We start from the raw sequence: 15109 nt of genomic DNA on the forward strand, positions 1-15109 counted from the left end.
ATGCGTCGCCTGCCCCATTTGCTCGGCCTTGCCATCCTGGCCCTCTCTGCCGGCTCCGCCCTCGCCCAGACGGGCTACCCGCTCACCCTGGACAATTGCGGCGTCCAGGTCACCCTGCCCGCCGCGCCGCAGCGGGTGGTGACCATCAAGTCAACGGCGACCGAAATGCTGCTGGCCCTCGGCCTTGGCGACCGGATTGTCGGCGTCGGCTTCCAGGATGGTCCGGCGCCCGCCCCCTGGACCGCAGCGGCGGCAGCATTGCCGGTCCTGTCGGACAAGCTGCCATCGCAGGAAGTGGTGCTCAAGGTCGAGCCGGATTTCATTTATGGCGGCTGGGAAAGCAATTTTGCTGCCGATGGCGCCGGTGAACGCCCGACCCTCGCCGAACTCGGCATCGCCAGCTATGTGTCGCCCGCTGCCTGCCGGTCGATCAAGCCGGCCAAGCTGACCTTCGACGAGGTCTTTGCCCAGATCGGCGAGATGGGGACCATATTCGACGCCGCGCCCGCTGCCGAAGCGCTGATCGCCGAGCAGAAGGCCGCGCTTGCCGCGGTCTCGCCCGACGCGCGCGGGCTGACGGCGCTTTGGTATTCCTCGGGCACCAAGGCGCCCTATGTCGGGGCTGGCAGCGGCGCACCGCAGATGATGCTGGAAGCGCTTGGTCTTAAGAACATCATGGCCGATGTGGACGATGGCTGGGTCGCCGCGAGCTGGGAGGCGGTGGTCGACGCCAATCCCGATGTCATCGTGCTGGTCGACGCCACCTGGAACTCGGCGGAGCAGAAGAAGAAGCTGCTGGCGGAAAACCCCATCACCAGCCAGCTCGATGCGGTCGTCAACCAGCGCTACCTCATCGTGCCGTTCCCCGCCTCCGAGGCTGGCGTGCGCAATGTCGGCGCCACCGCGGACATGGCGGCGCAACTGGCCGGCCTCACCTTCGCGCCGTGAACCAGCGGACCCTGGTCACGCTCTGCCTGAGCCTGTTGGCGCTTCTGTTCGCCAGCCTGGTACTGGCGGTGACCTTCGGGCCAGCCGACATCGCCCCATCGGAGGTGTGGCTGACCATCGGCCATCACTTCGGCCTTCTGCCCGAGAGCCCCGTAAGTCGCCTGCGCGACGCCATTATCTGGGAGTTGCGCCTGCCGCGCGTCCTCACCGCGGCAGCGGTGGGGGCCGGGCTGGCGCTCTGCGGCGCGGTGATGCAGGCGCTGACGCGCAATCCCCTGGCCGATCCCTATCTGCTAGGCCTGTCATCCGGCGCTTCGCTGGGGGCCGTTGCATTCCTGCTCATGGGGGCGGCGCTGCTGATGCCGCTGGGCGCCTTCCTTGGCGCCGGCGCCGCCATGGCGTTGACGCTGCTGGTGACCCAACTGCTCGGCGGCGCGACGCCAACGCGGGCCATCCTGGCCGGCATTTCCATCTCGGCGCTCGCCGCCGCCGCAACGTCATTCCTGATCTTCTGGTCGGCCACTGGTGATTCCTACCGCGAAATCCTGAGCTGGCTGATGGGCTCGCTCAGCGGCGTCGTTTGGTCGGAAGCCCTGCTGGTGCTGGCGGCGCTGGCACTGGCCGGCCTTCCCATCCTGCTGTCAGGCCGCGCGCTCGACGCCTTCGCCTTCGGCGACACGGCGGCAGCGACGCTAGGGGTGGACGTTGCCCGCCTGCGCTGGCTGCTGCTGGGCGGCACGGCGCTGCTGACCGGCGTGTTGGTCTCGATCGGCGGCGCCATCGGCTTTGTCGGCCTGATCGTACCGCACGTGGTGCGGTTGCTGACCGGCTCGCGCCATCGCGTGCTGCTGCCGCTTGCCATGCTGCTGGGCGCCAGCTTCATGATCTGGACCGACACTGCCGCGCGCAGCCTCTTTGCGCCCCGCGAACTGCCGGTCGGCATCATCACCGCCCTGCTGGGCGCGCCGATCTTCCTGGCCGTCCTGCTGCGCTACAGGCGGATCACATGAGCGCAGGGCTGTCGGTTCACAGTGTTAGCGTTCAACTGGGCGCACAGACCATCCTCGATGCTGTCGACCTGACCGCCGAGCCTGGCATGGTCACCGGCCTCATCGGCCCCAACGGGGCGGGCAAATCGACACTGCTGCGCGCCATACTGGGCCTTGCCCCTATTGAGAGTGGGACCGTTTCGTTCGGCGGCACCGACCTGCTCGCCATGACGCGGCGCAGGCGCGCACAGTTCGCCACCTTCGTGGAACAGAGTGCCGGCACCGACGCGCGGCTGACGACGCGTGAAGTGGTCCTGCTGGGCCGCATACCGTTCCAGACCGTGTGGCAGGTCTCCCCCTCTGCCGAGGATACGAGCCTTGCCGAGGCTGCTTTGGCTGCCGTCGACATGCTGGCCTTTGCCGACCGGCTCTATCACACGCTGTCCGGCGGCGAGCAGCAGCGCGTCCAGATCGCCCGCGCATTGGCGCAGCAGCCGCGCCTGTTGCTGCTCGATGAGCCCACCAGCCACCTTGATGTGCATGCGCAACTGGCCACGCTCGCCTTGCTGCATCAACGCGCCAGGGCCGGCGGCACCATATTGCTGGCCCTGCATGACCTCAATCTCGCGGCCGGCTTCTGCGACGCGCTGATTCTGCTGCATGACGGCAGGCAGGTCGCAGCCGGCCCGCCGGAGCAGGTATTGACCCCTGCCCTGCTCCGCGCGGTCTATGGCGTGGACGTCACCGTATTGCGCCATCCCCGGAACGGTCGCCCGCTGATTGCCTATGACCTGCCGGGCTAATTCGACATCGGCGCGCAATTGCGATTGACAATCGCCGAGCGCCGACCCAAAAATTTGATCGGCTGGTCAAATTTTAGACCGTGGCAAAGCGGGAGGCGCTCATGGAATTCGGCATCACGTTCAAGGGCTTCATCGAAGCCGAGCGCGCACGCTATCTGGTGCGCGCCGCCGAATATGCCGGGTTCAGCTATTGCTGGTTCTATGACAGCCACATCCTGTGGCGCGATTGCTATGCCGCCATCGCCATGTGCATGGAACACACCACCAATATGCGGTTCGGACCGCTGGTGACCAATCCCGATGTCCGCGACTGGTCGGTCGCCGCCTCCATCTTCGGCTCGCTGTCCAAGCAGAGTGGCGGGCGCTTCGACCTGGCCGTGGGTCGCGGCGACTCCTCGATGCGCGTCATGGGCAAGAAGCCGGCCACGCTGGCGCGCGTGGCGGACTTCATTGCCAAGACCCAGGCCATGGTGCGCGGTGAAGAGGTCACCTATGGCGAGATCCCTGCCGCCGTGAAGTTCCCTTGGGCCGTCGGCCACGAAATGCCAAGCTGGATCGCCGCCTACGGCCCGCTGGCGCTCAAGACAGCAGGCGAACATGCCGACGGCGTCGTGTTGCAACTGGCCGATCCCGGGCTTTGCAAGTGGTTCACAGACCAGTGCATCGAGGCCGGTAAGGCCGCGGGTAAGAATATGTCGAACTTCCGCTCCATGGCCGCCGCACCCGCCTATTTCGGTGACAAGGCCCGCGCCATCGAAGCCACCAAGTGGTTCCCGGCTATGGTGGGCAACCACGTCGCCGACATTGTCGAGAAATACGGCGCCGACAACGACCAGATCCCCAAGAGCCTCACCAGCTATATCGAGAAGCGCCGCGGCTACGACTATTCCAAGCATGGCCAGTCGGATAACCCGTTCCTCGACTTCATCACCCCTGATGTGGTGGAGAATTTCTGTGTGCTGGGCGAACCCGAAGACCATATCGCCAAGATGCACGCCCTCAAGGATGCCGGCGTGACCCAGTTCAACATCTATCTCGACAGCGGCGACGAGGAAGAAATCATCGCCAATTACGGCCGTCACGTCATCCCGGCCTTCCGCTGATAGCGGGGGGCCACTGGTGCTCTGCCGCAACGGCTGTTGCCCTAGCGGTTGAGGATGGTTCCGGTCGTCACATCGATCTGCATGCCGTCAAAGGCCGGCGTCACATTGGCCGGCGTATGGGCTTCGGTGCGGGCGTAGTCGAGGTCGATGTGCAGGTTGGTCAGCACCGCCTGCCTCGGCGCCAGGCGGGCGATCCACTCGAGCGTCTCCGGCAGGCTCAGATGGCTGGGATGCGGCGTTGGCCGCAGCGCATCGATAACCCAGACGTCGAGACCGGAAAGCGCCGCAAGCGAGTCCTCGGGAAAGCCCGACACGTCGCAGGAATAGGCTAGATTGCCGATGCGGAAGCCCAGCGAGGCGATATTGCCATGGGACTGCTCGAACGCGGTCACGGCGATCGTGCCACCCGGCCCATCCACTTCGAGCACATCCCCGTCGGCGATCTCGTGCGCGTTGAGAATGGGCGGATAGTCGCTGCCATGCGGCGAGACAAAGCAGTAGCCGAAAGCCTCCCGCACCCGGGCGCCGGTTTCGGCATCGAAATACACATCCACGCGGCGACGATTGTGCAGCGCCAGCACCCGCAGGTCATCGATGCCGTGGATGTGGTCGGCATGGGCATGCGTGTAGAGCACGGCCTCAACGCGGTCGACCTCGGCGGCCAGCATCTGTTCGCGCAGGTCGCAGCCCGTGTCGATCACGATGCGGGTCGGCGTGTCGCTCCCCTCGCTCCAGCCCTCGAGCAGCAGCGAGCAGCGCAGGCGCCGGTTGCGTGGCTCACTGGGGTCGCAGTCGCCCCACACATTGCCGATGCGCGGCACCCCGCCGGATGATCCGCAGCCCAGTATGGTCGCGATGATCCTCTCGGCGGCCGGCATGGGTCAGGCGAGCCCGGTCTTGGCGAACAGCCGGGCGAAGTTGGCCGTGGTCTCGGCCCCGAGCTGTTCGAGGCCTACGCCCCGCACTTCCGCCAGCTTCTCGGCCGTATGGCGAACGAAACTGGGCTCGTTGGACTGCCCGCGATGCGGGATGGGCGCCAGATAAGGTGCATCCGTTTCAACGAGATAGCGATCGCCAGGGACGAACTTGGCGACGTCGCGGATCTCCTCGGCATTCTTGAAGGTGATGATGCCGGAAAAGGAAATATAGCCGCCCAGGTCGAGGGCGGCGCGCGCCAGTTCGACGCCGGCCGTGAAGCAGTGCAGCACGAAGGGGAACGCCCCCTGCCCGGTTTCTTCCTGGAGGATGGCGGCCATGTCCTCGTCGCATTTGCGGCTGTGGATAACCAGTGGAAGACCGGTGATCCGCGACGCCGCGATATGCCGGCGGAGCCCCGTCGCCTGCGCCTCGCGCGGGGCGTTGTCGTAGAAGTAGTCGAGGCCCGCCTCACCGATGGCAACGCAGCGCGGATGGGCACTTAGCCGGACAAGTTCATCCACTTGAATATGCAGCTCTTCGTCGGCGTGATGGGGATGCGTCCCCACCGAGCACCAGACGTTCGCATATCGTTCCGCGATGGCGGCGTATGTGGAAAACTTCTCCACATGTGTGGATATCGTCACCATTCCCGAGACGCCGGCGGCGGCGGCGCGGGCCATTACGCCGTCGATATCGGCGGCCAGGGCCTCGAAATCGAGATGGCAATGGCTGTCGATCAGCATCCTACTCGGCCTTGCGTTCGAGGCGGGCGAACACGCCCTGCGGCACAGGAAGCTCGGTGCCGGGCTGCAAGCCTGCCGGGATTCTGCTGTCAGAAAGCTTGCGGTTTTCTGGGGGAATGCGGAGTTGATCCAGCAAACGGCCAGCCGATGCGGGCACAAAGGCCTGCATGGGGATGGCCAGACGCCGAACCGTGTCGGCCGTAACGTAGAGTACGGTGGCCATGCGATCCGGATCGGTCTTTTTCAGCGCCCAGGGCTCCTGGCCGGCAAAGTAGTTGTTGGCGGAGCTGAGCGCGGCGATGATGGCGCCGGTTGCTTCGTGGACGAGTTGCTCATCCATGGCCTTCTGCGCAACGTCGATGGCTTCGCCCACTTCAGCGATGATGGCCTGATCGGCTTCGGTCAGCGGACCAGGCTGCGGCACCCTGGCGTCGCAGTTCTTGTTGATCATCGACAGCGAGCGCTGCGCCAGGTTGCCCAGGTTGTTGGCGAGGTCGGCATTGACGCGCAGCACGAGCTTGTCGTGGCTGTAGTCGCCGTCATTGCCGAAGGAGACTTCGCGCAGGAAGAAGTAGCGCACGGCGTCGACGCCGAATTCCGCGATCAGCTCGAACGGGTCGATGACATTGCCCAGCGACTTGCTCATCTTCTGGCCGTCGACCGTGAGGAAGCCATGCGCGAAGACGCGGTGCTGCACGGCGATGCCGGCGCTCATCAGGAAAGCGGGCCAATAGACGGTGTGGAAGCGGATGATGTCCTTGCCGATGACGTGCAGGTCCGCCGGCCAGAACTTCCTGAACAGCTCGCTCTGCTCGTCCGGGAAGCCGACGCCGGTAAGGTAGTTGGTCAGGGCATCAACCCAGACATACATCACATGGTCAGGCGCATCCGGCACCGGGATGCCCCAGTCGAAGGTGGTGCGTGAGATCGACAGATCCTGCAGGCCGCTCTTGACGAAGGAGATGATCTCGTTGCGCCGCTCCTTGGGCGCGATGAAATCGGGATTGGACTCGTAAAGGTCGAGCAGCTTCTGCTGATAGGCCGAGAGCCGGAAGAAATAGGTCGGCTCCTCCACCCAGTTCACTTCGGCGCCGGAGGGGGCGAATTTCTTGCCATCCTTCTCCGTCAGTTCGTCCTCGTCGAAATAGGCCTCGTCGCGCACCGAATACCAGCCCTTGTAGGTGGACTGGAAAATGTCGCCGTTGTGGCTGGCGGCCATCTTCTTCCAGATGGCCTGGCTGGCCTCGTGGTGGCGCTGCTCGGTGGTGCGGATGAAGTCGTCGTTGGAAATGTCGAGCGCTTCGGCCAGGCGCCGGAACTCGGCGGAATTGCGGTCGGCCAGTTCGCGCGGCGTCACGCCCTGCGTGGCGGCCGTCTGCACCATCTTGATGCCGTGCTCATCGGTGCCGGTCAGGAAATAGACCTCGCGGCCCTCGAGCCGCTTGAAGCGGGCGATGGCGTCCGTCGCGATCATCTCATAGGCGTGGCCGATATGGGGCGCGCCGTTGGGATAGGAGATCGCAGTCGTGACGTAGAAGGGCTTGGCGGTCATGGGTGCTCAGCGGAAACGGAGGCGGTCATTGCAGCATGCTTCCTGATCGCGTCGAAAATGGCGACGAGCGTCTGCTTCATGTCCAGATTGATATCATCGGCCTCGGCAAAGAGGGCGTGTGCCTTGTCCCATAGCTCGTTGGCCGAGGCAAGACGCATGCGACCCTGCGGCTGCATGGCCGCGTTGCGAGCCTCGTCCGCCATCCAGTCGTCGAGCATCTCGCGCGCGAAGCTCAGCTCGGTGCTTTGCGCATCGGCACCCAGCGCATCTGCCAGTTGCAGGGCCACGCCGGCCGGATGCCTGTTGGGATCGATCAGCCAGGCCTGCAACGCCCCCAGGGCGGATTCCGGCTCCAGGGCCAGCGTTTCGAAGGCCCGCCGCGGACGGCCGCCGGCAAGCGCGACAGCACGGTCAAGCTCCGCCTGTCCGAGGGTGGCATCCTGTTCGATCAGGATCGCGCGCACCAGCGCGTCATCGAGCGGCCGCAGCGCCAGGCTGTGGCAACGCGACCGGATGGTGGGAAGCAACTGACCGGGCCGATGCGACACCAGCAGGAAAATCGTCTCCGGCGGCGGTTCCTCGAGGATTTTCAGCAACGCATTGGCCGCGGACGGCGTCAGGTCGTCGATGCTGTCGATCACAGCCACGCGATAGCCATCCCGGCCGCGCGTCTGGTGCAGGCGGTCGCGCAAGGGGTGGCTGTCGCCGGTATCGCGTCGGGCGATCTGGTCGACGGAGATCGTCGCACTGATCTTGCTGCCGGTCTTGTTCAGCGTCCGGCGAACCAGAAAGAGATTCGGGTGGGACAGCGAGGCGATCTGCTCTTCGACCCGCTGGGCATCCTCGTCTCCGCTGGCGACAAGGATTGCGGCGGCCATCTCGAAGGCGAAAGTGGCCTTGCCGATGCCCTGCGGCCCATGCAGCAGGATGGCGCCAGGCAGCCGGCGCTCGGCAAGCTGACCCAGGATGGCGGCGCGCGGCCCATCATGCCCAAGGGCCTTTTGGCGGCGCTCGGGTGTGGCGATACCCTCAAGCGCGTCGGGGTCGCTCACGCCTGCGAACCGCGCAGCAGCTCTGGAAAGCGCTGGCTGACGGTCTCCCAGATCGCCGCTTCCAGCGCCTCTTCAGGCTGGGCTGCGGAGATGACGACGCAGCGGTCGGGATTGTCCCTGGCGATGGCCAGGAATCCCTCGCGCAGCCGCTTGTGCCAGTCGATCTCTTCCTTCTCGAAGCGATCGCCGGTCAGCGCCAGCCCATCTTCGATGGCCCGCTCGGCGACACGCTTAAAGGCGGCCTCTGGGTCCATGTCGAGAATGATCGTGAGATCGGGCGTGTGCCCGTCGAGCGCCAGGGATTCGAGACCGGCGATCAGCTTGTCGTCGACACCACCGGTCAGACCCTGATAGGCCCGCGTGGAATCGTGAAAGCGATCCGACAGCACCCAGACGCCGTTGCGCAGGTTGGGCGCGATGAGCTGGTTGACGTGATCAAGCCGCGCCGCCGCGAACAACACGGCCTCCGCGCCCGGCCCCCAGCTTTCCGACCGCCCCTGGAGAATGAAGGACCTGATCGCCTCCGCCTTGGGCGTGCCACCTGGCTCGCGGGTGCGCACGGCCTCAATGTCATGCCGCTGCAGGTTCTGCAGCAGGCGCTTGACCTGGGTGGATTTGCCCACGCCTTCGCCACCTTCAAAGGTGATGAAACGGGCGCGGGGGGCTTTGGGCGCTTCGAGCATAGGGACGTTCTATACGAGTCTCACAGCCAGCCAAGGGCCAGTTGCTTAAGGGCGTCGGTCGCCTTGCGCACGATGTCGCCTTCCTCCACCGTCTCGGCAGCATAGAGCGGCGCGGTCTGCACCAATTGCTCGTCGCAGAATACGCGCAGTTCAGCGACTTGGTCGCCTTCCACCACCGGAGGCAGCAGCGGGCCGGTATAGTTCACCTGGGCGTTGAGGCACTTGCGCGAGCCCCGCGGCAGGTAGAGCGCCACTTCGCCGTTGCCAACCAGGCCAACGCTGGGCGTGGTGCCGCCATAGACATTGGCATAGGCAACGATGGCGCCCTCGGGATAGGCGGCGACGCGCTCGAATGCCCTGGCACCCCAGGTGATGAGCTTGCGCCCCTCTTCGGCGCGCTGCGCCATCGAGGTCAGCCCGTGAATGACGGCGATCAGCCTACGGCCGCCTTCGTCGGTGGAGATCACCGAGCCGTAGCCGGCGGCTTCAGTATGTCCGGTCTTGAGACCGTCGACCCCGATACCGAGTTCCACCAGCGAATTGCGATTGGGCTGCTTGATGCCGTTCCACTCCATCTCGGGCTCGGAGAAGTAGTGGTAATAGTCCGGAAACTCACGGATCAGATAGCGCGCCAGATCGCCCAGGTCGCGGGCCGTGACATACATGTCCGGGTCCGGCAGGCCGGTTGGATTGGTGAAATGGGAGTCGGTGAGGCCGATTTCCTCGCCCAGTTCATTCATCATGGCGGCGAAGCTGCCTTCGGACCCGGCAATGCCTTCGGCAAGGACGATAGCCGCGTCGTTGCCTGACTGGATGATGACCGAGCGGATCAGATCTTCCACCGAAATCTGGGAGTTGAGGTCGGCAAACATGGTCGAACCGCCCGACGAGGCGCCGCCGGTCCGCCAGGCGTGCTCGGACACGAAAAACAAGTCGGTCATGCTGAGCCGGCCGTTGCGGATCTCGTTGAAGACCACCGCAATGGTCATGAGCTTGGCCATGCTGGCCGGCTCCATGGGCAGGTCGGCATCCTTCTGGAAGATCACCGTGCCGGAATCGTGGTCCATCAGGATGGCGAATTTGGCCTGCGTGTCGAATTCGGCCTGAGCCAGGGCCGGCACGGTCATTGCCAGCGTGATCGCGAGAATATGCAGGATTTTCTTCACAGCGCCCCCCATTCACGGCGTCATTCCCGCGAAGGCGGGAATCTACTCTCATCGCAGAAGAATGGATTCCCGCCTTCGCGGGAATGACGTCGTGGTTTAGTCGAGTTCTAAATCATTGAGCCCGAGTTCGCGAGCCAGGTCGAGAACATCAATGCGTGAAACGCCGGCCTTCAAATGCGTTAGCGTCAGCCTGGTTGCTGCACGGCCGTTGATGGTGACCGCCTCTTCATCCACCGCGCCCAGCACCGCAAAGCGCTCGGCCAGGGCGATGGCATTGGCCTGATCGGCGAAAATGCCCAGGCTCAGCCTGATGTCGCGGGCATCCATGTCGACCGCCTCGACCCATGCGTCCAGGCCTGTGGCACGGGTTGCCATGGCATTGACAGCAGCGTGGGCGGTGCCGATGGCGACGTCCTGCTCCTGCGGCGTGGTGTCGGCATAGGAGAACAGGCCGCCGAAGAAGTTGCCGGCTATATCGGCCAGGCTATTGGTATTGTCGGCATAGGCGAACTGGGTATTGCCACCGCCGAAATCGGCCGGGCCGGAATAGCTGGCAACCAGCATGCGGGTATCATCGCCCTCAAGCGGCGCCGGGCCCACATACTCGGCCTTGATCTGCGTATGCCCGTTGTTGACATAGCCCAGCATGGTGGCGGCTCGGTAGGACAAATCCATGATGCGGCCGGGCATATAGGGGCCACGGTCATTGACGCGGACGATCACCGAGCGGCCATTGGCCTGGTTGGTCACGCGCACATAGGAGGGCAGCGGCAAGGTGGGATGCGCGCCGGTAATGGCATTGGCCGAGAAGATTTCGCCATTGGCGGTGCGGCGGCCATGGAAATCGGCGCCATACCAGGAGGCGTCGCCCATGGCGACATAATCGGGGTCCTCGGCCGGAACATAGGTGTTGCCGCGCACGGTATAGGGCCGGCCGACCTGGTAGCGGCCGCCGCCCTTGGGCGGATTGGGATTGGTGGTGACCCGGGGCGAAACACCGACTCCATATTCGGAGGAGCTGAAGGCGGCGCGGTTGACCGTGGCCCCAAGACCACCGCCGCCGCAGGCCGCTAGGATGGGCGCGACGAGGGCCGCGAGGGCGACAAGGCGAATGGCATGGCGCCAGGGGGTCGTCGTCACGGTACGCAATACTCTACACTGACTACACGCGAGCGCCGATCATAACGCGATCCGCAGGCGCCCGCATTCAGCTAGCAGTTTTCTGGTTTCGCGCAGGTTAAGGGGAACGGACTGTTAGCATTGGGCGTAGCATTTGATGCCAATGCGGGCGTGATCGGGGGCAAATGTGCCTCCCACCCGACCTTGCGCATTTGCTGATATAAAGATATCTTTATGTCATCGGAAAAGTTCAGCGAACCGAGGTAGATGGCGATGAGCCAGTCCAATGACGCCCATATCCCTGATTGGAACGAGGTCCGCGCTTCGCTGGCCAAGGCGGCGCGCGAGCGCATCCTGATTCTGGATGGGGCCATGGGCACCATGATCCAGCGCCAGAAGCTGACCGAGGAGAATTTCCGCGGCACCCGCTTCAAGGACTGGACATTGCCGCTGCAAGGCAACAACGACCTGCTGGTTATAACCGAGCCGAGAATGATCGAGGACATCCACTTCGATTATTTCATGGCAGGCGCCGACATTGCCGAGACCAACACCTTTTCGGCCACCTCGGTGGCACAGGCCGACTATGCCTGCGAAAGCGCGGTCTATGACATCAACTACCAGGGCGTGATCGTCGCGCGCCGGGCAGCGTTGCGCGCCGAGGCCGCCGACGGCCGAAGGCGCTATGTTGCCGGGGCGCTGGGGCCGACGAACAAGACCTCGTCCATGTCCACCGACGTCAACAGCCCCGGCCACCGCGCCATCACCTTCGACCAGCTGGTCGTGGCCTATGGCGAGGCTATCCGCGGGCTCGTCGACGCCGGCGCCGACCTGTTGCTGTTCGAGACCATCACCGACACGCTCAACACCAAGGCCGGCATCTTCGCCGCCCAGCGGCTGTTCGAGGAGCGCGGCATCGACGTGCCGATCATGATCTCGGGCACCATTACCGACCTCTCCGGCCGCACCCTCAGCGGCCAGACGCCGACGGCCTTCTGGTATTCGGTGCGCCATGCCAATCCGCTGACCATCGGGCTCAATTGCGCGCTGGGCGCCAACGCCATGCGCGCGCATCTGGCGGAGCTGTCGGATACGGCCGACACCTTCATCTGCGCCTATCCCAATGCCGGCCTGCCCAACGCCTTCGGCCAGTATGACGAGAGCCCCGAATTCATGGCCGAGCAGATCGAGGGCTTTGCCGCCTCGGGCTATGTCAACATCGTGGGTGGCTGCTGCGGCTCGACCCCCGACCATATCCGCGCCATCGCCCAGGCGGTGAGCAAGCACAAGCCGCGCGTGGTTCCCGAGGCCCAGAAATTCCTGCGCCTGTCGGGCCTCGAGCCCTTCACGCTGACGCCGGAAATCCCCTTCGTGAATGTGGGTGAGCGCACCAACGTCACCGGCTCGGCACGTTTCCGCAAACTGATCACGGCGGGTGACTATACCGCTGCGCTCGACGTGGCGCGCGACCAGGTGGCCAATGGCGCCCAGGTCATCGACATCAACATGGATGAGGGCCTGATCGACAGTAAGCAGGTGATGATCGACTTCCTCAACCTGCTGGCGGCCGAACCCGACATCGCCAAGGTGCCGCTGATGATCGACTCGTCCAAGTGGGACGTGATCGAGGCCGGCCTCAAATGCGTGCAGGGCAAGGCGCTGGTCAATTCCATCTCCATGAAGGAAGGCGAAGAGCAGTTCCTGCACTATGCGCGACTGGTCCGCGCCTATGGCGCCGCCGTGGTGGTGATGGCCTTCGACGAACAAGGCCAGGCCGATACGCTGGAGCGCAAGGTCGAAATCTGTACGCGGGCCTACAAGCTGCTCACCGAGGTCGTCGGCTTTCCGCCGGAAGACATCGTATTCGACCCCAATGTCTTCGCTGTGGCGACCGGCATCGAGGAGCATAACGGCTACGGCGTCGCCTTCATCGAGGCGACCAAGATCATCACCGACACCCTGCCCCACGTGCACATTTCGGGCGGCATCTCGAACCTCAGCTTCTCGTTCCGCGGCAACGAGCCGGTGCGCGAGGCCATGCACGCCGTGTTCCTCTACTATGCCATCCAAAATGGCATGGACATGGGCATCGTCAATGCCGGGCAGTTGGCGGTTTATGAATCGATCGATCCGGAACTGCGCGACGCCTGCGAGGATGTGATCCTCAACCGTAATCCGGAAGCTACCGATCGCCTGCTGGCGCTCGCCGAGCGCTATCGCGGCACGGCGGGCAAGGAAGCCGCGGCCAAGGACATGAGCTGGCGCGAGGGTACCGTCGAGGAGCGCATTTCCTATGCGCTGGTCAACGGCATCACCGAATTCATTGATGCCGACACCGAGGAGGCCCGCCAGAAGCTGCCGCGACCGCTGCATGTCATCGAAGGCCCTCTGATGGCCGGCATGAGCGTGGTCGGCGACCTGTTCGGCTCGGGCAAGATGTTCCTGCCGCAGGTGGTCAAATCCGCCCGCGTGATGAAGCAGGCCGTGGCTCTGCTGCTGCCCTATATGGAAGCCGAGAAGAATGCCGACGGCAACGCCACCGGCCGCCAAAGCGCCGGCAAGGTGCTGATGGCGACGGTCAAGGGCGACGTGCACGATATCGGCAAGAACATCGTCGGCGTCGTGCTGAGCTGCAACAATTACGAGATCATCGACCTGGGCGTGATGGTGCCGACCGCCAAGATTTTGCAGACGGCCAAGGAGCTCAACGTCGACATTATCGGCCTTTCGGGCCTCATCACCCCCTCGCTGGACGAGATGGTGCATGTGGCCGCCGAAATGGAGCGCGAGGGCTTCGACATTCCGCTGCTGATCGGCGGGGCGACGACCAGCCGGGTACATACGGCCGTCAAGATCCACCCGCGCTACGAGCGCGGTCAGGCCGTGCATGTCAACGATGCCAGCCGAGCCGTCGGCGTGGTGGGCAACCTGTTGTCCAAGGACACCAAAGTGGCTTTCATCGAGGATATTCGCGCCGAATATGCCAAGGCGGCGGCGGCGCATGAGCGGGCCGAGAGCGAAAAGCAGCGCGTGCCGCTGGCCAAGGCCCGGGCCAATGCCTTCAAGCCCGACTGGACCGGCTATACGCCACCCAAGCCGAGCTTCCTGGGCACCAGGGTATTCGAGGAATTCGACCTCGAGACGCTGGCGAAGTATATCGATTGGACACCCTTCTTCCAGACCTGGGAGCTCAAGGGGCGCTATCCGGCCATTCTCGAGGACGAGCGGCAGGGTGAGGCGGCGCGGCAGTTGTTCGACGACGCCCAGGCGATGCTCAAGCAGATCATCGACGAAAAGTGGTTCCGGCCCCGCGCCGTGGTCGGCTTCTGGCCGGCCAATGCCGACGGCGACGATATCCGCCTGTTCACCGACGAGGGCCGCGCCGAGGAGCTGGCAACGCTGTTCACGCTGCGCCAGCAGCTCAGCAAGCGCGACGGCAAGCCCAACATGGCACTGGCCGACTTTGTCGCGCCGGCGGGCATCCCGGACTATATGGGGGGCTTTGTCGTCACCGCAGGCATCGAGGAAGTGGCCATCGCCGAACGCTTCGAGCGGGCGAACGACGATTATTCATCCATCCTGGTCAAGGCGCTGGCCGACCGCTTCGCCGAAGCCTTTGCCGAAGCCATGCACGAGAAGGTCCGCAAGGAGCTCTGGGGCTATGGCGCCGACGAAGCCTTCTCGCCCGATGACCTGATCGCCGAGAGCTATCGCGGCATCCGCCCGGCGCCGGGCTACCCGGCCCAGCCGGACCATACCGAAAAGACCACCCTGTTCCGCCTGCTCGACGCCGAGAAGAATGCCGGCGTGACGCTGACGGAGAGCTTTGCCATGTGGCCTGGCTCATCGGTGTCAGGAGTCTATTTCAGCCATCCGGAATCCTACTATTTCGGCGTGGCCAAGGTGGAGCGGGACCAGGTGATCGACTACGCCCGGCGCAAGAACATGCCGGTGGCCGAGGTCGAGCGCTGGCTTGGACCGATCTTGAACTACATTCCGGGTCCGGCCATCGTAGCGGCGGAGTAGCGCGGCG

12 protein-coding genes are annotated in these 15109 nt (G+C 64.5%); 5 read left to right on the forward strand and 7 right to left on the reverse strand.

From position 1 onward, the window contains the following. The 4 genes from IH615_RS07360 to IH615_RS07375 all read left to right on the forward strand — a co-directional run bounded on the left by IH615_RS07360 (position 1) and on the right by IH615_RS07375 (position 3843). Entirely contained in the window at positions 1–948 is a 948-nt protein-coding gene (locus tag IH615_RS07360; RefSeq protein ID WP_291361030.1) for a putative F420-0 ABC transporter substrate-binding protein, read from the forward strand. Further along, positions 945–1958: a putative F420-0 ABC transporter permease subunit gene (locus IH615_RS07365; RefSeq protein WP_291361031.1), complete on the forward strand. Its 1014-nt coding sequence runs from the start codon at positions 945–947 to the stop codon at positions 1956–1958. Before IH615_RS07360 ends, IH615_RS07365 begins: the two co-directional genes overlap by 4 nt. Next, positions 1955–2740 carry an ABC transporter ATP-binding protein gene (locus tag IH615_RS07370; protein ID WP_291361033.1) on the forward strand — a complete coding sequence of 262 codons (786 nt, stop codon included), beginning with the start codon at positions 1955–1957 and terminating at the stop codon, positions 2738–2740. Before IH615_RS07365 ends, IH615_RS07370 begins: the two co-directional genes overlap by 4 nt. 101 nt (positions 2741–2841) lie before the next feature. Then, positions 2842–3843, forward strand: a complete 1002-nt coding sequence (locus tag IH615_RS07375; RefSeq protein WP_291361035.1) for a TIGR03842 family LLM class F420-dependent oxidoreductase — start codon at positions 2842–2844, stop codon at positions 3841–3843. 41 nt (positions 3844–3884) lie between these two features. Here the strand turns inward: IH615_RS07375 and IH615_RS07380 are convergent, their stop codons facing one another. The 7 genes from IH615_RS07380 to IH615_RS07410 all read right to left on the reverse strand — a co-directional run bounded on the left by IH615_RS07380 (position 3885) and on the right by IH615_RS07410 (position 11097). Then, positions 3885–4721, reverse strand: a complete 837-nt coding sequence (locus IH615_RS07380) for an MBL fold metallo-hydrolase (RefSeq protein WP_291361037.1) — start codon at positions 4719–4721, stop codon at positions 3885–3887. Between the two features lie 3 nt (positions 4722–4724). Beyond that, on the reverse strand, positions 4725–5504 hold the full coding sequence (locus IH615_RS07385) for a TatD family hydrolase (protein WP_291361039.1): 780 nt from the start codon (positions 5502–5504) through the stop codon (positions 4725–4727). Between the two features lies 1 nt (position 5505). Next, a complete protein-coding gene (metG, locus tag IH615_RS07390; protein WP_291361041.1) occupies positions 5506–7056 on the reverse strand; it encodes a methionine--tRNA ligase in 1551 nt (516 codons plus the stop codon). Continuing rightward, positions 7053–8108, reverse strand: a complete 1056-nt coding sequence (locus IH615_RS07395) for an AAA family ATPase (RefSeq protein WP_291361043.1) — start codon at positions 8106–8108, stop codon at positions 7053–7055. The genes metG and IH615_RS07395 overlap by 4 nt, the downstream gene beginning before the upstream one ends. Then, a complete protein-coding gene (tmk, locus tag IH615_RS07400) occupies positions 8105–8791 on the reverse strand; it encodes a dTMP kinase (protein ID WP_291361045.1) in 687 nt (228 codons plus the stop codon). The genes IH615_RS07395 and tmk overlap by 4 nt, the downstream gene beginning before the upstream one ends. 20 nt (positions 8792–8811) lie before the next feature. Continuing rightward, a complete protein-coding gene (locus IH615_RS07405) occupies positions 8812–9957 on the reverse strand; it encodes a D-alanyl-D-alanine carboxypeptidase family protein (RefSeq protein WP_291361047.1) in 1146 nt (381 codons plus the stop codon). A gap of 96 nt (positions 9958–10053) precedes the next feature. Continuing rightward, positions 10054–11097 (reverse strand): septal ring lytic transglycosylase RlpA family protein, encoded by a 1044-nt coding sequence (locus IH615_RS07410; RefSeq protein WP_291361049.1) that lies wholly within the window; start codon positions 11095–11097, stop codon positions 10054–10056. Positions 11098–11349: 252 nt separating this feature from the next. On the opposite strand from IH615_RS07410, the gene metH reads away from it, so the two are divergent. Next, positions 11350–15102, forward strand: a complete 3753-nt coding sequence (gene metH, locus IH615_RS07415; RefSeq protein ID WP_291361051.1) for a methionine synthase — start codon at positions 11350–11352, stop codon at positions 15100–15102. The last annotated feature ends 7 nt before the right edge of the window (positions 15103–15109 follow it).

Origin of the sequence: Devosia sp. (assembly GCF_014860165.1) — a bacterium.
GTDB lineage: Bacteria > Pseudomonadota > Alphaproteobacteria > Rhizobiales > Devosiaceae > Devosia.